General features: G+C 56.2%; 15 protein-coding genes and 4 tRNA genes. 8 read left to right on the plus strand and 11 right to left on the minus strand.

Going from position 1 to position 19,696, the window contains the following annotated elements; all coding sequences use genetic code 11:
* Positions 1 to 23: 23 nt before the first annotated feature.
* Positions 24 to 1,046, minus strand: a complete 1,023-nt coding sequence (locus PCPL58_RS05600; protein ID WP_003371138.1) for an outer membrane protein assembly factor BamD — start codon at positions 1,044 to 1,046, stop codon at positions 24 to 26.
* A 149-nt stretch (positions 1,047 to 1,195) separates the two neighbouring features.
* On the opposite strand from PCPL58_RS05600, the gene rluD reads away from it, so the two are divergent.
* The 7 genes from rluD (at position 1,196) to PCPL58_RS05635 (ending at position 6,348) form a co-directional block, all read left to right on the plus strand.
* Positions 1,196 to 2,158, plus strand: a complete 963-nt coding sequence (gene rluD, locus PCPL58_RS05605; protein ID WP_002551999.1) for a 23S rRNA pseudouridine(1911/1915/1917) synthase RluD — start codon at positions 1,196 to 1,198, stop codon at positions 2,156 to 2,158.
* Positions 2,155 to 2,883, plus strand: a complete 729-nt coding sequence (pgeF, locus tag PCPL58_RS05610) for a peptidoglycan editing factor PgeF (RefSeq protein ID WP_065348990.1) — start codon at positions 2,155 to 2,157, stop codon at positions 2,881 to 2,883. The genes rluD and pgeF overlap by 4 nt, the downstream gene beginning before the upstream one ends.
* A 171-nt stretch (positions 2,884 to 3,054) precedes the next feature.
* A complete protein-coding gene (gene clpB / locus PCPL58_RS05615; RefSeq protein ID WP_065348991.1) occupies positions 3,055 to 5,619 on the plus strand; it encodes an ATP-dependent chaperone ClpB in 2,565 nt (854 codons plus the stop codon).
* A gap of 294 nt (positions 5,620 to 5,913) precedes the next feature.
* Positions 5,914 to 5,989: transfer RNA gene (locus tag PCPL58_RS05620), tRNA-Asn, on the plus strand.
* 29 nt (positions 5,990 to 6,018) lie between these two features.
* Positions 6,019 to 6,095: transfer RNA gene (locus PCPL58_RS05625), tRNA-Pro, on the plus strand.
* Between the two features lie 5 nt (positions 6,096 to 6,100).
* Positions 6,101 to 6,176, plus strand: a tRNA-Lys gene (locus PCPL58_RS05630).
* Between the two features lie 95 nt (positions 6,177 to 6,271).
* Positions 6,272 to 6,348, plus strand: a tRNA-Pro gene (locus tag PCPL58_RS05635).
* Positions 6,349 to 6,690: 342 nt separating this feature from the next.
* On the opposite strand, the gene PCPL58_RS05640 is transcribed toward PCPL58_RS05635, so the two are convergent.
* From PCPL58_RS05640 to istA, 4 genes are all read right to left on the minus strand, one after another.
* Entirely contained in the window at positions 6,691 to 8,130 is a 1,440-nt protein-coding gene (locus PCPL58_RS05640; RefSeq protein ID WP_065348992.1) for a site-specific integrase, read from the minus strand.
* Positions 8,127 to 10,058: a MobH family relaxase gene (gene mobH, locus PCPL58_RS05645; RefSeq protein ID WP_083188321.1), complete on the minus strand. Its 1,932-nt coding sequence runs from the start codon at positions 10,056 to 10,058 to the stop codon at positions 8,127 to 8,129. Before mobH ends, PCPL58_RS05640 begins: the two co-directional genes overlap by 4 nt.
* Before the next feature lie 110 nt (positions 10,059 to 10,168).
* Positions 10,169 to 10,978, minus strand: coding sequence for an IS21-like element ISPsy4 family helper ATPase IstB (gene istB, locus PCPL58_RS05650; RefSeq protein ID WP_005741073.1), 810 nt, complete (start codon positions 10,976 to 10,978; stop codon positions 10,169 to 10,171).
* The gene (gene istA / locus PCPL58_RS05655; RefSeq protein WP_002551322.1) at positions 10,975 to 11,997 is read right to left on the minus strand and encodes an IS21-like element ISPsy4 family transposase; all 1,023 of its coding nucleotides are present in this window, start codon (positions 11,995 to 11,997) and stop codon (positions 10,975 to 10,977) included. Before istA ends, istB begins: the two co-directional genes overlap by 4 nt.
* A 638-nt stretch (positions 11,998 to 12,635) precedes the next feature.
* On the opposite strand from istA, the gene PCPL58_RS05660 reads away from it, so the two are divergent.
* The gene (locus PCPL58_RS05660) at positions 12,636 to 13,031 is read left to right on the plus strand and encodes a DUF3742 family protein (RefSeq protein ID WP_065351003.1); all 396 of its coding nucleotides are present in this window, start codon (positions 12,636 to 12,638) and stop codon (positions 13,029 to 13,031) included.
* Positions 13,032 to 13,095: 64 nt separating this feature from the next.
* Here PCPL58_RS05660 and PCPL58_RS05665 read toward each other — a convergent pair whose 3' ends face one another.
* The 6 genes from PCPL58_RS05665 to xopAG form a co-directional block, all read right to left on the minus strand.
* Positions 13,096 to 14,634, minus strand: coding sequence for a conjugal transfer protein TraG N-terminal domain-containing protein (locus tag PCPL58_RS05665; RefSeq protein WP_065348994.1), 1,539 nt, complete (start codon positions 14,632 to 14,634; stop codon positions 13,096 to 13,098).
* Complete coding sequence (locus tag PCPL58_RS05670) at positions 14,631 to 14,999, minus strand: hypothetical protein (protein ID WP_005736141.1); 369 nt, start codon at positions 14,997 to 14,999, stop codon at positions 14,631 to 14,633. Before PCPL58_RS05670 ends, PCPL58_RS05665 begins: the two co-directional genes overlap by 4 nt.
* 2 nt (positions 15,000 to 15,001) lie before the next feature.
* Positions 15,002 to 16,372, minus strand: a complete 1,371-nt coding sequence (locus tag PCPL58_RS05675; RefSeq protein WP_065351004.1) for an integrating conjugative element protein — start codon at positions 16,370 to 16,372, stop codon at positions 15,002 to 15,004.
* A gap of 20 nt (positions 16,373 to 16,392) precedes the next feature.
* Positions 16,393 to 17,331, minus strand: a complete 939-nt coding sequence (locus PCPL58_RS05680; RefSeq protein WP_065348995.1) for a TIGR03756 family integrating conjugative element protein — start codon at positions 17,329 to 17,331, stop codon at positions 16,393 to 16,395.
* On the minus strand, positions 17,331 to 17,804 hold the full coding sequence (locus PCPL58_RS05685) for a TIGR03757 family integrating conjugative element protein (RefSeq protein WP_044423197.1): 474 nt from the start codon (positions 17,802 to 17,804) through the stop codon (positions 17,331 to 17,333). Before PCPL58_RS05685 ends, PCPL58_RS05680 begins: the two co-directional genes overlap by 1 nt.
* 339 nt (positions 17,805 to 18,143) lie before the next feature.
* On the minus strand, positions 18,144 to 19,691 hold the full coding sequence (gene xopAG / locus PCPL58_RS05690) for a XopAG/AvrGf1 family type III secretion system effector (protein WP_065348996.1): 1,548 nt from the start codon (positions 19,689 to 19,691) through the stop codon (positions 18,144 to 18,146).
* Positions 19,692 to 19,696: the final 5 nt, after the last annotated feature.

Here is a 19,696-nt window from a genome sequence, read left to right on the forward strand (position 1 = left end):
CTCTTTTTTTCATGCACTCAGGATCAGTCGAACAGACCCAGGGTCATGTAGCTGAACCACGAACGGCTCTTGGTGCCTTTCGCTTCGGCGTCTTTTTCCGCCTGTTCGTCCAGCTCGGCCTGATTCTCCGGCAGCAGTTCTTTCGGAATGGAATCCTTGGCGTCCTGGTACTGCTTCTTCATGTCCTGATCGGCGCGGGTCTGGCCCGGTGGCAGCGGAGCGCTGCCGTCGATCAGGCCAAGGGTCGCTTTCGACAGCCATGAGCGGTTATCGGCCTCGGCTTCACGCGGGGTGAACTTGCCGTCAGCCAGTTGCGGGTGGTTCGGGTAGTTGGTCTTCAGCACTTCCAGGCTGGTGGCAGCCAGGTCGTCAAGGTGCAGACGCTGATAGGACTCGACCATCACCGCCAGACCGTCGCCGACCGAAGGCGTCTCCTGGAAGTTTTCCACTACATAGCGGCCACGGTTGGCGGCGGCGACATAGGCCTGACGGGTCAGGTAGTAGTCGGCTACGTGGATTTCGTAGGACGCCAGCAGGTTGCGCAGGTAAATCATGCGCTGCTTGGCGTCAGGCGCATAGCGACTGTTCGGAAAGCGGCTGGTCAACTGGGCGAATTCGTTGAACGAGTCACGCGCAGCACCCGGGTCACGCTTGGTCTGGTCCAGCGGCAGGAAGCGCGCCAGGAGGCCCACGTCCTGGTCGAAGGAGGTCAGGCCCTTCATGTAATACGCATAGTCGACGTTCGGGTGCTGCGGATGCAGGCGGATGAAACGCTCGGCAGCGGATTTGGCTGCTTCGGGTTCACCATTCTTGTAGTTCGAGTAGATCAACTCGAGCTGAGCCTGATCGGCGTAGCGACCGAACGGATAGCGAGATTCCAGCGCCTTGAGCTTCTCAGTGGCACTGTTATAGCTGTTATTTCCCAGGTCGGCCTGCGCCTGCTGGTACAGCTCGACTTCGCTGAGGTTTTCGTCGATGACTTCCTTCGACGAACAGGCCGCAGTCAATGCGAGGATGGCGATCAGCAGCAGGTGTTTCACTTGCATGGCGGCTTGCGTCCCTATAACGGCCTGCTGTCTTGGGCGGGGCCGTCCTGTTATGATGAGCGCCCCGCGATACCGGCGGGACAAAAGACGCCGTATTTAACCACAAGCGCGCTGCCGAAACCAAAGGCTAGCCGCCACCTAGTCTGGTCATGTCCGAAAATATAGAACTTCGCGCAGAGGTGCCGTCCGAATTGGGCGGTCAACGCCTCGATCAAGTCGCCGCACAATTATTCGCTGAGCACTCGCGCTCGCGCCTTTCCGCCTGGATCAAGGACGGCCGCCTGACTGTGGACGGAGGCGTTCTGCGCCCTCGCGACATCGTGCACGGTGGCGCTGTTCTCGAGCTGATTGCCGAGCAGGAGGCCCAGGGTGAATGGGTCGCTCAGGACATCGAGCTCGACATCATCTATGAAGACGACCAGATCCTCGTCATCAACAAGCCCGCCGGGCTGGTGGTGCATCCGGCTGCCGGTCATGCCGACGGCACGTTGCTCAACGCCCTGCTGCACCATGTACCGGACATCATCAATGTTCCGCGTGCCGGCATCGTGCACCGTCTGGACAAGGACACCACCGGCCTGATGGTGGTCGCCAAGACCATTCAGGCGCAGACACAGCTGGTTACCCAGTTGCAGAGTCGCAGTGTCAGCCGTATCTACGAGTGCATTGTGATCGGCGTGGTGACCGCAGGCGGCAAGATCGACGCGCCCATCGGCCGTCACGGTCAGCAGCGCCAGCGCATGGCGGTGATGGAAGGCGGCAAGCAGGCGGTCAGTCATTACCGCGTGCTGGAGCGCTTCCGTTCGCACACCCATGTACGGGTCAAGCTGGAAACCGGGCGTACCCACCAGATTCGCGTGCACATGGCGCATATCAACTATCCGTTGGTCGGCGACCCGGCCTATGGCGGTCGTTTCCGTATTCCGCCAGCGGCCAGCCTGACCATGGTCGATTCGCTCAAGACCTTCCCGCGGCAGGCGTTGCATGCCCGCTTCCTGGAGCTGGATCATCCGACCACCGGTAAGCGCATGAGCTGGGAATCGCCATTGCCGGACGATTTCGTCTGGTTGCTGTCCCTGCTCAAGCAGGATCGCGAGGCGTTCATCGGGTGAATGACTGGCTGATACCTGACTGGCCTGCGCCAGCACAGATCAAGTCCTGCGTTACCACTCGCTCGGGTGGGGTCAGCCTGGCCCCGTTCGACAGCTTCAATCTGGGCGATCACGTCGATGACAGCCCGCAGGCCGTGGCGAGCAATCGCCAGCGCCTGACCGCCAGTCTCAAGGCTCAGCCCGCCTGGTTGAAGCAGGTGCATGGCGTAGACGTTGTACCTGCCGATCCATCCCGTGTCGTCGAGGCCGATGCCAGCTGGACGAGCACGCCTGGCGTGGCCTGCACCATCATGACCGCCGACTGCCTGCCCGCGCTGTTCTGTCGTCGTGACGGTACGCGTGTGGCTGCCGCGCATGCCGGCTGGCGTGGGCTGGCGGCCGGGGTGCTGGAAGCGACGGCCGACAGCCTGCAGAGTGCTGCCGAAGACATCATGGTCTGGCTGGGGCCGGCCATCGGCCAGCCGTCGTTCGAAGTCGGTCCCGAGGTGCGCGAGGCCTTTACCGCCAGCCACCCGCAGACAGCCGCTGCGTTTGTCGCCAGTTCGAATCCTGATCGTTTCATGGCCGACATCTATGCGCTCGCCCGGTTAAGACTGGCAGCCCAAGGTGTCTCTGCCGTGTATGGCGGCGGGCTGGATACCTTCACCGACCCGCGCTTCTTTTCCTACAGGCGTGCCGCGCGCAGTGGCCGCTTCGCTTCGCTGATCTGGATCGAACACGCCTGATTGCCGGGCTGTTTTGCACATTCCAGCTAGACTTGCCTGAACACTCGTCTGATCTGTATCAACCCCGGCCCGCTTGAAACGCGCAGAATCGTCCGCATCTAACTGGCTATTCAGCAGGTTTTCTTTATAGGTGTGTTCATTGCTCCGGCCTGCATTAAAGGAAGGTGACTAATGCGTATCGACAGATTGACCAGTAAATTACAGTTAGCGTTATCCGATTCCCAGTCGCTGGCCGTTGGCCTCGACCATCCCGCCATCGAACCTGCGCACTTGATGCAGGCGCTGCTTGAGCAGCAGGGCGGTTCCATCAAGCCTTTGCTGTTGCAGGTAGGCTTCGACATCAACAGCCTGCGCAAGGAACTGAGTGCAGAGCTGGACCGCCTGCCAAAAATCCAGAACCCGACCGGCGACGTCAACATGTCGCAGGATCTGGCGCGCCTGCTCAATCAGGCTGACCGTCTGACGCAGCAGAAAGGCGACCAGTTCATTTCCAGCGAGCTGGTGCTGCTCGCGGCAATGGACGAGAACAGCAAGCTCGGCAAATTGTTGCTGGGGCAGGGCGTCAGCAAGAAAGCTCTGGAAAACGCCATCAACAACCTGCGCGGCGAAGGTGCCGTGAATGACCCGAACGTCGAAGAGTCGCGTCAGGCGCTGGACAAGTACACCGTTGACCTGACCAAGCGTGCCGAAGAGGGCAAGCTCGACCCGGTGATCGGTCGTGATGACGAGATTCGTCGCACCATTCAGGTCCTGCAGCGCCGCACCAAGAACAACCCGGTGCTGATCGGCGAACCTGGCGTGGGCAAGACCGCCATTGCCGAGGGCCTGGCGCAGCGCATCATCAATGGTGAAGTGCCCGATGGCCTGCGCGGCAAGCGCTTGCTGTCGCTGGACATGGGCGCGCTGATCGCCGGTGCCAAGTACCGTGGCGAGTTTGAGGAGCGCCTCAAATCGCTGCTCAACGAACTGTCCAAGCAGGAAGGCCAGATCATCCTGTTCATCGACGAGCTGCACACCATGGTCGGCGCCGGCAAGGGCGAAGGCTCGATGGACGCTGGCAACATGCTCAAACCTGCACTGGCGCGCGGCGAGCTGCATTGTGTGGGCGCCACCACGCTCAACGAGTACCGCCAATATATAGAGAAGGATGCGGCGCTTGAGCGTCGATTCCAGAAAGTCCTGGTCGACGAGCCAAGCGAAGAAGACACCATTGCGATCCTGCGTGGCCTGAAAGAGCGCTACGAAGTGCACCACAAGGTCGCTATCACTGACGGCGCGATCATCGCAGCGGCCAAGCTGAGCCACCGCTATATCACTGACCGCCAGTTGCCGGACAAGGCCATCGACCTGATCGACGAAGCGGCCAGCCGCATTCGCATGGAGATCGACTCCAAGCCTGAAGTGCTCGACCGCCTTGAGCGTCGCCTGATCCAGCTGAAAGTAGAAGCTCAGGCCCTCAAGAAGGAAAAGGACGAAGCGGCGATCAAGCGGCTGGAAAAACTTCAGGGTGAAATCCAGCGTCTTGAGCTTGAGTACGCGGACCTTGAAGAAATCTGGACCTCGGAAAAAGCCGAGGTCACGGGTTCGGCACAGATCCAGCAGAAAATCGAACAGTCTCGCCAGGAGCTGGAAGCCGCGCGCCGCCGGGGCGATCTGAACCGCATGGCCGAGTTGCAGTACGGGATCATTCCCGACCTGGAGCGCAGCCTGCAAATGGTCGACCAGCACGGCAAGCCGGAAAACCAGTTGCTGCGCAGCAAGGTGACCGAGGAAGAAATTGCCGAGGTCGTGTCGAAGTGGACCGGTATCCCGGTGTCGAAGATGCTCGAAGGCGAGCGTGAGAAGCTGTTGCGCATGGAAACCCTGCTGCACAACCGGGTGATCGGCCAGGAAGAAGCGGTGGTTGCGGTCTCCAATGCCGTGCGTCGTTCGCGTGCCGGGCTTTCCGACCCTAACCGTCCGAGCGGATCCTTCATGTTCCTCGGCCCGACCGGCGTGGGCAAGACCGAACTGTGCAAGGCGCTGGCCGAATTCCTGTTCGACACCGAAGAGGCGATGGTGCGTATCGACATGTCCGAGTTCATGGAGAAACATTCCGTGGCTCGCCTGATCGGTGCGCCGCCAGGCTATGTCGGTTACGAAGAGGGCGGCTACCTGACCGAAGCCGTGCGTCGCAAACCGTATTCGCTGATTCTGCTCGATGAGGTCGAGAAGGCGCATTCCGATGTGTTCAACATCCTCTTGCAGGTACTTGAAGACGGACGCCTGACGGACAGCCACGGGCGCACGGTGGACTTCCGCAATACCGTGATCGTCATGACTTCCAACCTGGGCTCGGCGCAGATCCAGGAGCTGGTCGGTGACCGTGAGGCGCAGCGTGCTGCAGTGATGGACGCAGTCGGTACGCACTTCCGTCCGGAGTTCGTTAACCGGATCGACGAAGTGGTGATCTTCGAACCGCTGGCGCGTGACCAGATCGCCGGTATCACCGACATCCAGCTGGGCCGCCTGCGCAAGCGTCTGGCCGAGCGCGAGCTGTCGATGACCCTGAGCCCCGAGGCGCTGGACAAGCTGATCGCCGTTGGTTACGACCCAGTCTATGGCGCACGGCCGCTTAAGCGGGCGATTCAGCGCTGGATCGAGAACCCGCTGGCGCAGATGATCCTCTCTGGCAGCTTCATGCCCGGTACGACCATCACCGGCAAGGTGGTCGACGACGAGATCACTTTTGTCTGACAGCGCTCGTCAACGCTCTATAGAAGGGCCCTCGAACCGAGGGCCTTTTTTTGAGGCGTGGTCAGCAGTAGAATCAGGCCCGAGAGGCGATCTGAAAAAAAATCGCAAATCATTGTCTTAAAAAGCAATTTATAGGGTTGACAGGTGTTTTTAAAATTGTAGAATAGCGCGCCTCAGAGACGTGAACGCAACGATACAAACGAAGCGGAAAGGTCGATGAGATTGAAATCAACGAGTTAACAGCAAGCTGGTTTCAAGGCGACAGGTTGTAAAGTTGAATCTGAAATCGATAGTTCCGCGATAGCTCAGTTGGTAGAGCAAGTGACTGTTAATCACTGGGTCCCTGGTTCGAGTCCAGGTCGTGGAGCCAGATTTCGCAAGGTTCAATGCAGTTTCAGTCGGGGTATAGCGCAGTCCGGTAGCGCGCCTGCTTTGGGAGCAGGATGTCAGGAGTTCGAATCCCCTTACCCCGACCATATTTGGGTCGTTAGCTCAGTTGGTAGAGCAGTTGGCTTTTAACCAATTGGTCGTAGGTTCGAATCCCACACGACCCACCATTTTTGGCTTCAAGGTTCGCCTTGGAGCCGAATCTTAAAGATCTGATGCCACTCGTATCAGGTCGCAGGCAGCTGGTTGAGGTGCCTTGATTTACCGGGGTATAGCGCAGTCCGGTAGCGCGCCTGCTTTGGGAGCAGGATGTCAGGAGTTCGAATCCCCTTACCCCGACCAAATACTGTTGCTACATAGCTCGATCTTTAGATTTTTAGGTAGTCGGTCATTGCAAAAAAGCGGACAAGCGTCTTGGTGCGTTTAACCAGGCAAGCAGCCGTCTGGAGCGAAAGATAGCGCCAGCATCCGGTGATGTCAAATTAGAGCGCCCCGTTCCAAGCGAAAGCTTGTGATCGGGGCATTTTTTTTGGAAAAAATTGCTGTGCTGTGCTGTGCTGGCGTAGGCCCGCCTGAAGCAGTCATTAGGCCTCATAACTAAATAATCTGCAGTGCGAAGCATCTGCTGCATCTGCTGATAATGGCAGATTGAGCATTTTTACAACTGTCTCTATAGCGGCTGGATCACCATGACCTGCCTATCCTTCCGCTCATTTCCAGCATTTCAGGGCGTAGATGCCGAGCATCCTGGCTTGGTACAGGTCTGTCCTCAATCACTGGTTCAGTACCAGTTCCTTCACCGGCAATGTTGTGTTGTACCCACTTGGTGAGTTCGCCCAAGCTTCTCAACAGATCTTCCGGGCTGGAGCATCCTAACGGTAGTTGCCTGACGGCAGGGTCGCCTTCATTCAAGGGGGACGGTATGTACTCGTGACTTCCTGACGTGATATCTGGTGCAGCCTGTATTGTCGTACCCGAGTGCGAATTCAAAGGGGCACTTTGTTTTTTGCGCTTTAACTGCACGGTCTGGGCGGGCGTTTTGCCCAAGACGTGCCCCGATGCTCTGTCGGCAACTGCTGTCCTTTCGTGTATCGACGATCCCGAAGTCAAGTCCCTCACTGGAGCAGCTACAGAGTAATGTTTTTCAGCTCGCTGCGCCGCATCTGCTTTTGCCAGGTAGCTGATCTTGGCCGGTCGCTTGCCTCGCTCATTCATCACCGCTCGCATCATCTCGTAGTCCGGCTCTATGTAATCCATCGTCGTTGCGATATTTGAGTGATTCAGCAGTTTCTTGGTCAAATAGATATTGCGCTCTGGCAGCGTCATCAGCTCGCTGGCGATCGTGTGACGAAACCGGTGAGGAGTCATGCGTACCCCGGTCATCGCGGTGAGCTTTTTGTACATGGCCTCCACCTGATGAGAGTTCATCTCCTGACGACGGTAGTGACCAGAAAATCTGTTTACGTTGAACAGTTGGTCTTCGGGCTGAAAACCCACTGCTTTAGCAGCATTCATGATGGTTTCCAACTGTGCCATGAGCCCATCCGGGATCGGAATCAGGAACTCACGGTGAGTTTTCTCTGTTTCACCTCTGACTCTGATCAGCCGGTCGCCCAGGTACACATCCGCATATCGCAGGCACAGCAGCGCGTTGAGCCTGAGCCCCGTGTAGTAGAAGGTTTCGAACACGGTGAGCCAGAACCAGGCCGGAGTAATTTCTGTCCGTTTTCCAGTGGCGCGCTCTTCTGCTGCCAACACCTGGAGCCAGTTACGAGCGCGGATGCTAGCGTCGTTCGCAACTGTCTTTTTTGGGCGTTTGGGTGGCATCACACTCGTGTTTTTAAGTGGGTTAGCAACCATGTCTACCAGACCGTGTTCGATTGCGTAGCCGTAGATGGTGCGCAAATGGCTGGAGTACGTATTCCAGCTCCGCTTGGAAACTCTCTCCAGTTCGGATCTGCGCCAGTCGAGCATGTCCCGGTGCGTCGTCTCGCTTGCCAGACGGTCGCCGAAGAATCTGACATAGGACTTTGTGGCAGCCCAGTAGATCTTGACGGTGTCGGGTCTCAGGTCATGAGTGAGGATGTATTCCTGGGTCAGCTCAGGCAGTGTCATCGTGTTCATTCAGATGGTTCCTTATCTGCCAAGTCCGCCAAGCTGATGACCGGGTTGTCATAGGGCACTTCGCTAAAAACGTCGGTGGGCTCAATGAGCAGGTAGCCCCGCAGTTGCTTGCTTTTGCGTGGTCCTTTGACCAGGCACGTCCAGATGTTCAGGCCGGCGGGCGTCTTCCGATGTTTTTTCAGCTTCTCAAAAGATCGTTGGACCACTTGCCAGGCTTCTAGATCGCGCTCTTTCGCCTCATGCTCAATCGCCGGATGCTCGAGCGCGTAGCGTTTGAAGATATCCGGACTGACCAGAAACGCCGTGCTGTCCACGGTATGTACACGCGCTTTGGCGTCATTGATGATGATCCGGTGAGAGATCACACCGCCCTTCAGCCAGGTGAGGAAGTTGGTGCCATGATTCGGGGCCGAGTCAGTCGAGTTCTTGGCAGTGTCTGTTGCTGGAGTTGTCGCAAAAACGGGGATGTCAGCCTCAGCCTGCTTGGGCTGACTAAGCCGTGCAGGTGGTTTGGTTGGAGGAGAAAAGGGGATCTGATCGTCGTCAGTGCTCTGCGGGCTACTTTGCACTGGTGCAGTTGGAACAGCAGGTACTGGATCGGGAAATAGATCGAGCAGCTCATCCAGCGCATCAAAATCTTTCACTGGTGCCGGTGCTTGTTTCTGAGAGGATTGCTGCGCCGTCTGATTGACCGCGGCAGGTATCTTATTGTTGTTACCTACCGATAGTGGTTCGGCGGCTCCCACAAGCGCTTGCTCGACTTCTTCCACCGGTCCTGCGGCTTCCACCGTAAGGGTGCCGGTATACGCCTCTGGTCTTTCGGTAGCGTTCGGCCAGATCAATGCCGGCGCTATCTTCAACACCGTGAACGTGTTCTTCCAGCCGCGACCATTGTCGATGTTGGCTTTCCAGATCGCCTTCCCCTCTCCATTAGGCTGGATGATTGCTTGATCCTGGAGCAGATTGAACATGGGGGCATTGGACGTCGGAATGTGCTCAATGCCCTGTGACAGCAGATGAGCCCTGAGCTGGTCTACTGCAGGCTTGCTGACAAGCCACAAGCCGTCCTGCGTCAGCCAGCCGTCTGAAGGACCATCGGGCTGGTTCAGCTTGAATTTCTCAGAGATGAGCATCCTCAAGCCTTCGGCCAGCTGCCGCTGAATGGATTGTTTAGGCGCTGACATTGCCCGACCCGGATTGCCGCCGAGTTCTTGCGCCACCGAAGCCTGATCCGCCTGAGAGACAATTTCTCCCAAGATGTCGGCATGCTCATATTGCCCTGCGAACGCGAACACCAGTTGGGCCCAGAGCTCGGGAAACCCGCTGAGCCAGTCCAGTGCCTTCGCCGGAATGACGTTGGTGTAGATCAGCGACGAAGCAGCTCCATGCAGCCGGTAGTCGCGACCTTTCACGTACTTGAATCGGTAAGGTTGATCCAGAGGTCCGTGCCATGGATGCCAGGTCGTGCCGTCTGCCAGTTCCACCTGGACGTCCACCGCAATCTTGCCGAGGTCATGCACGAGCGCACCGTAGGCCGATGCGGCAGACCATGCTTCGGATTGAGCGGCCTGCGACTCGGGCGGGGCTCCGATGGGCAGCAGGTACATTTGCCGGATCTTCAGTGCGTAGGCGACGATTTCAAGCCCGTGATCCAGCATGCCACCATGATAGGCATGGTGATGGTTCTCCGAGGCAGGGAGATGCTGCACCAAGGCTGCGTAGCTCCTGAATGCCTGCACGTATAGCGTATCGAACTGTGCGCGGGGCAGGGACGTTCGCTGCCAGATGTTTTCAATGAGCTGACGCCGCCGGGGAGTAGACAGTAACTCGTCGCAAGACTCGGGTTTGATAAACCCTGTAGCAGCATTGGAGGGCGTGGTTGGCGATGTTTTTCTTCGCTGAAAGAAACTAAGCATTGAGGCACCCATGATGAAGTCATGGTGGGCCTTTTGCTCTATAGGGCTCAGCGTGACAAGTCGAAACCCATATCTGTCAACGCCAACTAAAAAGTGACCCCCTTCCGTGCTAAATCGCCAACTTAGTTTTGACCCCCCTCGGGTTCATATTTTCGAGCCGGTTCGGCCCGAGAAGATTTGGTTCCTGCTTTGCGCTTGTCCTTGAGTCGATAGCTTTCACCTGTCATCTGCACGATATGGGCATGATGTAACAGCCTGTCCAGCATGGCCGCTGTCAGTGTTTGATCATCCGCAAAGGTTCCGGCCCACTGGGTAAACGGCAAGTTACTCGTGAGGATCAGGCTGCCTTGCTCGTAGCGCTTGGCGACAACATTGAAGAACAGGTTGGCTTCATCACGACCAAACGGCAGGTAGCCGATTTCATCGATGACCAACAACCCAGGGGCCATCACCACACGACTGAAGTATTCCTTGAGCCGTTCCTGGCGGTGCGCAGCGGTCAGTTGCAGCATCAAGTCAGCCGCCGTGACGAAGCGGGTTTTGATACCGGCCATCACTGCCCGGTAGGCCAGGGCGATAGCCAGGTGGCTCTTGCCTACACCACTAGGCCCCAGGAACACGATGTTCTCGGCACGTCCAACAAAACTCAGTGCTGCCAGCTCCTGGAGCTGTGCCCGGGGGACGCCGGTGGCAAACGCGAAGTCGTATTGCTCCAGCGTTTTCACAGCGGGCAGCGCGGCAGTTTTCAGCAGGGCCTGTCGAGAGCGTTCACTTCGGGCATCGGTCTCGGCAGCCAGCAGCTTTTCGAGGAAGTCGGCAAAGCTGTCTTCGCCGCTTGCTGCTTGTTGGGCCAGGTGCGGCCAGTCCACCCCGACGCGCTCAAGCTTTAGCCCCTTGCATAGTTCTGTCAGGCGAGCATGTTGAAGGTTCATGCTCTCACCTCCAGCAGTTGCTCATAAACCGACAGCGGATGCTGCAAGCTCTCGTACGGCAGGACCCGTCCCAGGCGTAGGCCTTGGGCGGGTTGCGGGCGCAGGCTCTGTGTTGGCAGTGGTAATAGTACCTGCTGCTCTTGGGCCAGACGTACCGCCGGTTGAACACCCGTCGTGCCGTGAATCCGCTGATGAGCGACTTCGTCGAGCCATTGGCCGATATGTGCGTTGGCCGTCACCACATCCAGCGTCAGACCCGCACTCTTGAGCGTAGCGGCCAACGGGGTAATGAAACTGCCCTTCAGATACCCGTTGAAGCGCTCAACCTTGCCCTTGGTCTGGGCACGGTAAGGGCGGCAGACCTTGGGAATAAAACCAAACTCATCGGCCAGCGCAGCCAATCGGGGATGCCAACGGTGCTGGCCCTCCCCAAAAGCATCTCGCTCGGTGATGATGGTTCCGGCGTTATCAAACAATGCCTGCTCGGGCACGCCGCCAAAGTAAGCGAACGCCTCCCGAAGCCCTGTCAGCCAGGCTTCGCTGTCCTCTCGCTCGGAGAAACGGACAAAGCTTGCTCGACTAAAACCAAGTGTCGCCACGAACGCCTTAAGCGGCTGACGGCCTCGTCGAATGGTGGTGAAGTCCACCTGTATCTGCTTGCCGGGCAGTGTCTCGAAACGTACCACCGGCTCTTCTGCCTTACGTTTGAAGGGGCGAATATAAGCCTTCAGACGACTGACGCCGCCGCTGTACCCCAATGCCGTGATCTCACGCAGCAGGACGGTCGCCGGAATCCAGTGTGGGCGCGCCGCCTCAATACGCTCGTGCAGGTAGTCCTTGAAGGGGTCGATTTTGCACGGACGTGCGGGTCTCACCTTGTCACTGGGTAGCGACCGGGCCTTTCGCAGGTACTTGCGCACGGTGTTACGCGAAATACCCAGCTCACGGGCGATGAATTTGATGCCATGGCCCTGACGGGCCAACACTTTAATTTCCACAGACTGCTCCTGGGTCAACATATTGGCAGCTCAAAGCCGCCAGTTTTACCCAGGGGGGTCAATTCTAGGTTGGCGTTAGGGGGTCATTTTTACAGTGGCGGTGACACATATCCATCCTGGAAAGGTTATGTACATGAGCCGCCACCTGAATGGTTGGGATCCAAACAGTGTCAGCGAACCGATGTTGCCATGCTTGCCGAAGAAAATGTAGCCTCCAAGTGATTGTTTAGGATGGTTTTTTGTAAATTTCAATTCGTGCAAAGCTGCCTTTCTAGCCCTTTCGGCATCCATTTCCGGCGGGCTCGCCGGCCTTTTCGGGTAAGGCACTTACCCTTATTCCCCATTCCATTCAAACCCTTCGCCTTGCCCTTTTGCTTCAGCCCATTTCCCCTTTGGTGCTGACAATCCGGGGCAGGCAAAGATTGAAATCCAGTGAAAGGCCCATGGCTGCGCTGCATGTCTCCAGGTGAAGCGCAGGATGGCCGGGACAGCTTTTCGGTCAAAACACTGTCAATCCGCGCCTCTCAACGGTCGGTATCTGTTGCCCAACTGCTCGTTGAGGGCTTGATTTTCAAGGGAGATTGAGCTGAAGATACTCACTAATGGGCTATCAATTGATGTCAATACGACATGCTCTAATCGATCAGGCGAGGTGCAACATGACCACAGATGCCAATACAGATTTAAGCGGTGCAGCGCGTTTTGGTCACGTGCTCGGTTGTGGTCTGCGTCGAATACTCAATGTTGAGCGCGCGTTCTGGTCGCTTTTCGACCGCACCGGTGTGCCTAGAGTGATCATCACTCCAGTCAAGTGGGGTGCCCGTGCGGCGGTGGTCGGTACTGGCGCGTTATTCGTGGCTTGGGGATTGCTGTATGTGTTGGCGGTTGTGTGCTTTATTGCAATCGCAATCGGTTTCGTCACAAACCCTGATATTGAACGCGCTTTGCGTGGTTCTCAGCTCGTTCATTTTGATGATGACAACCCTTATCGAAAGGAGCTTCGAGAAGGCTCAGATGGTTTCGGTACCTACGTTGCCGGTCGGCGGGTGGACTAGGATGCCAAGCAGAGAATCGGAGGCCTGCTTGGCATGCTTATGCTTAATGGTTAGTTAAATATGTCTACAGCTTTCCTTTAATAACAGATATAGCATTTCCTGCACCTTTACCTCCCGCCTCTTCAGCTTTAGTTGTCGCTGTGCTTAGTCCGTTCATTAGTGAACCAAGCTTCATTCCGGTCCAGCCAAGCGCAACGACCCAAAAACTGGGCAAGGCGATGAACATTGCCCCTATTACGAAGTCCAGCAGCAGGTCTCCCTGCGCATTGCTCGCTCCGAACACTGGATCAAAATTGGAATGAGGGACGTCACTGCCGATCCCGTTGCCGTACAAGGCGTCCAGTATCGTGCTGTCCACCCAGCGGGCCAGTTGGAACCAGAAGTCGACAAAAATCAGTGCAAACTCGGCGAATGTGATCGTCATCACGACCTTCAGATCAAACATTCCGAATACCAGGACAAATGGAATGCAGATGATCAAAGCCATCTTCAAAAACGCCATTGCCATGGGGGCCGCCTGACGGACGCTGTCAATGGCAGGGTACATCGCAACAGATCCAAACGCTTGCCCGACTGTAGCAGTCAGGCGGGTCACATCGTTTGCTACTGATCCACCCACTTGGCCTCCGTAGTCGGTATACACCTGTCCCTGGGTCAGTTTCTGCTTCCTCGGGGAGACCAGATCGCGAATGACTGAGTCGTTCACCTCATTCGGAGTCATGAATTTTGCCCACTGAGCGAGCTTGCTCAGCAGATCTGGACTGACCTGTTCCAGCAGTCTGGCTCTTAGGCCGATGCTTGCGTCCGACCACCATTGAGTGCACGTAGGAAATCCCCCACCACCAGTGGTTTGTGGCAGGGCCGCATCTCTTGTTGCGTCGTAGGGCCATCTGGTCCGAGGACTGTGAGACCTGAACCCAGAGAAACCATCATCATAATAGCCTGGCGTCTGCAGGAAGAACCGCGAGCCGATCCAGTTGACGTCGTTCAATTGCTCTTTGGTGAGCGTTGGTTGAGTCATGAATAGTCGCGACCGTGCCAATGCGTAGCAGTCGTTGGTAAAGTCGGCGACTTCCTGTGCCAGTAGTGGGTCGTTGATACGCGCTCTATTCACATCCATTCGAACTTGTTGCAGGTCTACACCACAAGGGATCGCCGCGATGGAGGCTGCGGTTGCGGCTTTTGACATCGCATGCACGAATAGCCACCACACAGGAACAACGGCGCTTTTTCCATTCAACGTACTGAATGAGGTATTCCAACCCGTATCGGCAGGGTTGGGGACCGAATACTGACACTGTTCCGAGCGGCTCCGATCAAACTGCAACGTGTCGATGCTGACCGTCACCAAAGGCATACAGCAGACAATGATGACCAGAATCGCGGTGTAGAAGCGGTTCTCCACTCGAGCCAGCGAGAGTACGCCTTTGTTACCTTCGTCGGCACCCTCAGCACGTGCTTTGAGCCATTCGCTGATGATGATGGCGGCAAACGGCGCGGCCACCAAGCCGCTGTCCTCAATCATGTTCCAGACGCCGCTGTTGATGATCCAGCCCACCAGCGTGAGGTAATACTCCAGATAATCATTGGTGTGTAACATCATAGTGCACTGACTCCCTCGAGTAGGCCGGCACGCCGTAGCTCCATCAATGCAATCAACAGCAGGGCGATCACCTCACATCGCATTAGACCTGCGGGAATATCGGAGGATGCCTGTTGAACCAGTTGCTTCCTGATCTTGAGCCATCCGAAGGCCAGCGTTGCGTAGACCAACAGCCGCCAGGCCAGCATGTACCCGTAGTGCGTCCTCTGCCATTCGCTGAATTGCTCCAGATCCCCAAACACCTTGTCGACGAACGTCAGAAACGTCACGACCAGTAGCGCCATCAGTAATGACATCAATAGAAAAGTCAGCGCAGCTTTACCCGCTTTTCTCCATCGTCCAGTTTTTGTTGTGGTTGACGTCATCGTCAGTCCTCCTTCTTGGGGCTTTGCAATTGGTCAAGACGATCAGGCGTCGGGTCGCCTTGGAAGATGCCTTTTGAACCGTCCCTCCTGATTTGAGCCCGTTGCAGAATGGCTGTCGGAGAGTTGCTGGCCAGATTGCGCCGCATGTCCAGCTCGGTCTTCAGGTTGTCAATTTCCTGTTGCAGGTTGTTGTTCTGCTGACTGACCGCCTGCTGGGCCACATCATTGGCGGCGATGTTCGGTTCCTTGCTCCCGGTAAACATCGTGCGTTGAAGCAGCAACGCTTTGCCCAGTACGTCCGACAATGCCAGCTCTGAAGCAAGGCGTTTGGCCAATATGTCTTGGTCGTGTTCGGAACGAAGGGCCTCGACCACGCCACGCGTCACAGGCAGAGAGCTACTGCTGGCTTGCGACAGGTTCTCCTGCGTGAGGGACTTGTTGCCTGAAATAAGCTCCTGCAGTGCCTTGAGTTTTGAGTCGTAGGACTCTTGAATGAGGGGCGTGAGCCCAACGCCAGCAGTAGAGGTGGTTTTGGTGCAACCCTCACACGTGCGTTGTTGCTGCTCTCCCAGAACACGGTTGGCGAATGTGGTTGCATCCTGCGGCGAAGGCCAGGTAGAGCACACCATGCCGTTGTTGCAGCTCGATGGGCTGATAGACGCTGTATCAGCGGCATTACGTCCGTTCAGCAGGTTGTATCCTGCCCGCGTGACATCGCCTACGACCTTGATCGGTTGCTGGCCCGATCCACCGGCCTTGCTCCCACCCACCCAGGTGATACCGTCATTCCCACCTTGCTTTTCGACCTGAGCAACGGCTGAGACCGCGTCTGTGTTTCCGGTTTTCACTGCCTGACTCATGGCCTGGCCTTCGGCGATCTTGTCCCAGCCCATTTGTCCGCCCGCGACATCGAGCATCTTGTCCGCTATGGCGCGACACGTGCCTTTGGAGCGGTCGAAATCAAGACGGCCTTGCAGGATGCCGTTGGTGAGCAGGTTGTAAAGCGCTGGATTGGCGCGCTGGATAATCAGCCCTGGCAATGAGGCCACTGCGCTGGTGGCGTTGGAGATCATCGAGCCCATGATCGTCTGAAAGCCGGAAGTGGCACCGTTCAACTGATTCTCCAGTGTATTGTTCAGGCTCATGTTTCCGCAGACCAGGTTGCTGTTCCAGCCACCGCCAATGCTGATGCTGTCCATGTTCCCGGCGCTTCCCATGGTCACGGCGTTGCCGCCACCGACGCTGTACAACACATCGTCACCGATGACGCTGCCGGACGAGCTGGCACTGATCCCTGGCGTCTCGGCAAGGGCGCTGTTTACCGTCAGGGCGCTCATGATTGCGATAGTCAACATGGCGGCGGCGCGGCGCATGATTGAAGTCCTCTTGATCATCATTGAAAGTCCGTACTGCCAAGAAAAGTTTGACCTGCCCGCTTGCAGCAGGAATAGGGTCGCCATAGCGCCCAGGCGTATGAGCCGTCTGTGGCCTGCATGCCCGGGCCAAAGTTAGGAAATACAGCGCAGCTTGGACTGAGAGCAGGAGTGAGCTCTTGCCACTTACCCGTGGCAGCGACGCCTTCAATCAGTTCTCCTGCTGGCCAATAACCTGGCATCGGTAGTGCGCGTAGGGGTAGGTAGACATGGACTTGTCCAATTCTTGTGACCACATCGCCAGCACGTTGAGCAATGACCGCAGCTGCCTTGTAATCGTCGGCTTGATGGATGAAGCCGCTCCGGGGGTAAACGCTACCCCACATGTCCCCAGAGAAAAGGCCGCCCACCTCTCTGCGGCCAGGGATGAGTGCCTCCGGGTACACCGATTCAGGAACGCCGTGGCGCCAGGCAACCGTATCCAGTGTGCTCAAGAGGTAAGGCATGTATGGAGTAGCAGCACCTGGGCAGGCGTAGCCAGAAGCACTCGCAAACCGGCTGAACGTCGCTCCCCCTGGGTGACCAATGACGTCAGCATTTTTGAATTTAGCCAGGCTGTCTTCGTTGTTGTGATTGATGGTCCCGTCGCCGCCATCCTGGGCGAATGAGGTGGGTGAGCTCAGCGAAGAGACTTCGACCCAAGGGTTTTCGCCGGTATTGGAGTAGCTTGAAACTACCGCGTCCGGAACGAAGTGGCGAACCTTGGTCGATGTCTTCACCTTGCAGCCAAACGGGGTGCAGAGCAGCCAGTAACAGATTCCGACCACCTTGTATTCCAGGCAGTCAGGCGACAGGGTGGAGGCGGCGAGGGTGGCCGATGTCACGGTGCCCGCAGCGGCTGGCCCGGTCGAGATCGACAGGGCCAAGGCCGTCCAAGCAGGAGGCTTGCGCAGGTTCATCACGGTATATCTCCCTGGCCAGCTTCATCTTGATGGTGGGCAGCAGCACGCCACTGGGCAATGCGCTGTTCCGCCGCCAGAACATTGGGTTCGCCATACACAACAAACGTGCGGTCGACCACCACTGCTGGGACCTTCGTGACCCCAATGCTCCAGGCGTCTACGAGGTTTTGTTGAGCTAAGGCCAGGTCGCGTTGCAAGCGCTGCGCATCGGCGCTCTTGAGGCGCTGCTGCATGATGGTGATGGCTTGTTGCTGATTCGCTGGTAGCCCTTCCGAAAGCTTGGTCTCAAGCCGCTCTTGCTCGTCCAGGAAAATCAGCCGGACATGTGCCGATGTCTGAACGGGATGGTTACGGTCCGTAATGACCCACGTCTCCGCGTGTGCGAGGGTGATCTGGGCGGCCATGACCAAGCCCAGGAAGCCCAAAAGGCTACGTTTGGATCTGAAGCAATAGGTTCTGGAGGGAAGCATGTGGCAGTACCTGCAGATGGTGTCAGGTACAGGAAACGCGATTGATGAAGAGCCGTCAGTAGGAAACCGTTATCGGGACGGTTGGGGTTTGGTGGCGCCTGTCTGGGCCGTGCGCCTGCCATCGAGCAGCAGGCGCGGTAGCATTTTCTTATAACGTCGCATAAACACTGGTGGTAGGCTTTCCCGGAGGCCTGCTGCTGACTCTCTTTGGAACGACAGCGAATTTCCGCCAATCCTGATAGGCAGCTATCCGGGGGGGGGGGGGCGAGGAGCAATGGAACAGAAAGTTAACTTAACCCCGACGCCCGTCCGCAAATACGCATGCTGCCTACAGAAACGTTACGAATCAGGCTTGTCAACCGAGCTACTGTATAGCTGCGATTGTACATTGATCGCCCTTCCGCTATAAAACTCCGTCGCTGCAGCCTTGCATGCGTCATTGTAAAAATCTTCAGCATCCTCCACTGTGTAGCCAGCTCCAACGAAACACCCGTGCGCAATTTCCCTAAGAGTGTGGCGTTCACTACTGGCGTTGTCGTAAATAGCATTAAGGCATCCTACTATGGCGATCACGTCTTTCTTGGAAAGTCTGTCCTCACCACTCAACAAGCGTGCATGATTGATGTATGCCGATACGTTATATCCAGTAAATGAATCAGCCAGACCAGAAGAATCCTCAAAGCTGGAAATATCTTCATTCATCTTGAAATGGGCGATAGGGATGTATTTCATTTCACCCAGCTTTTTGGCTGTCAGATCACTTATTGCTTTTTCATCTTTCTTGTAAATCGACTTTTGCAAAAATATGTTAAGCTTGTTTAGTGTAGGTCCTGCAAGGCTAGTATTGCGCCGTGCAATTCCTTTTTCCATATCGGTTTGTGTAAACGGCCTAGTTGCGCCAAGCTTTTGATTTTCCTGAGAAGAAACTAGACCCTTTTTTTCAAGAAAGGGCATCAGTACTTTGTGAGCATCTCCCCAATTTTCTGAACTACAGTACAACGGCCTGAGTATCAGCAGAGCTTGCCCTGCACGGAATTGGGCTTCAGGACTTAGGCCCTCACTTTTCTGTAGGAGCGGCTGCAATGCATCGACACAATTCCTTGGCGTCAATGCCCGCTCACTGTTGATTGCTCGGGCATGATGGTTCTCGCCTTTTTCAATAAAAGGATTAGAGACAGATCGTGATGCATAGCCGTAAGACCCTGTCTCTTGATTTGGCACGCCGGACAAAGAATACTTATTTTTGCAATCATAAGACGCGCCCTTGGTTATATCGAAATCTGGCGGAGCTTGGACAATACCGTGTTTTTTCAACAACTCAGGCTTGACACGCTCACCCATGATGCAAGAAATATTATTAGCTATGGAATCATGCGCTTCCTTGGTGTCGATTAAGTTCTTCATGTGCACTTTTGTAGCGGCGCGAAAATCCAACATCGTAACGAAAAGATTTTCCCCACACAATTTTGGCAATAACGAAGAACGCGTCGGCGCAACACCTCCAAAATTGGCACGATTATGGTAGGCATGATAATTAGCTTCTGCCTTTTTCTCTGCCTTCTGCAGGCGGGCGTCGCTGGTAAAGCCTTGTTTGCCGTCATTTAAGGAAGTGGTAGAAAGAAAAAAATCATTGACTGTTTTATCGTAGAGGTAGGCGCTGCCCGCAAGATAAGCAGCGTACCTCATACTTCGGAAGTATGATTGAGAGCCATTACTAGATTTGCCTTTCGAATCGCCCTCGTGTGTCCGTGCGGTTTGAGTTGCGCTCAGCGCAGCGGATTCATTATTTTTTGCTATTGTATTAGCCGCTTCTTTCGTAGACGAGGCATTAAAGGTATTCTGCACCAGTCTTGAGGCTGAATAGAGATGACTGTTCCTTATTTGCATAATCT

The organism is Pseudomonas cerasi (genome assembly GCF_900074915.1).
GTDB classification, from domain to species: domain Bacteria; phylum Pseudomonadota; class Gammaproteobacteria; order Pseudomonadales; family Pseudomonadaceae; genus Aquipseudomonas; species Aquipseudomonas cerasi.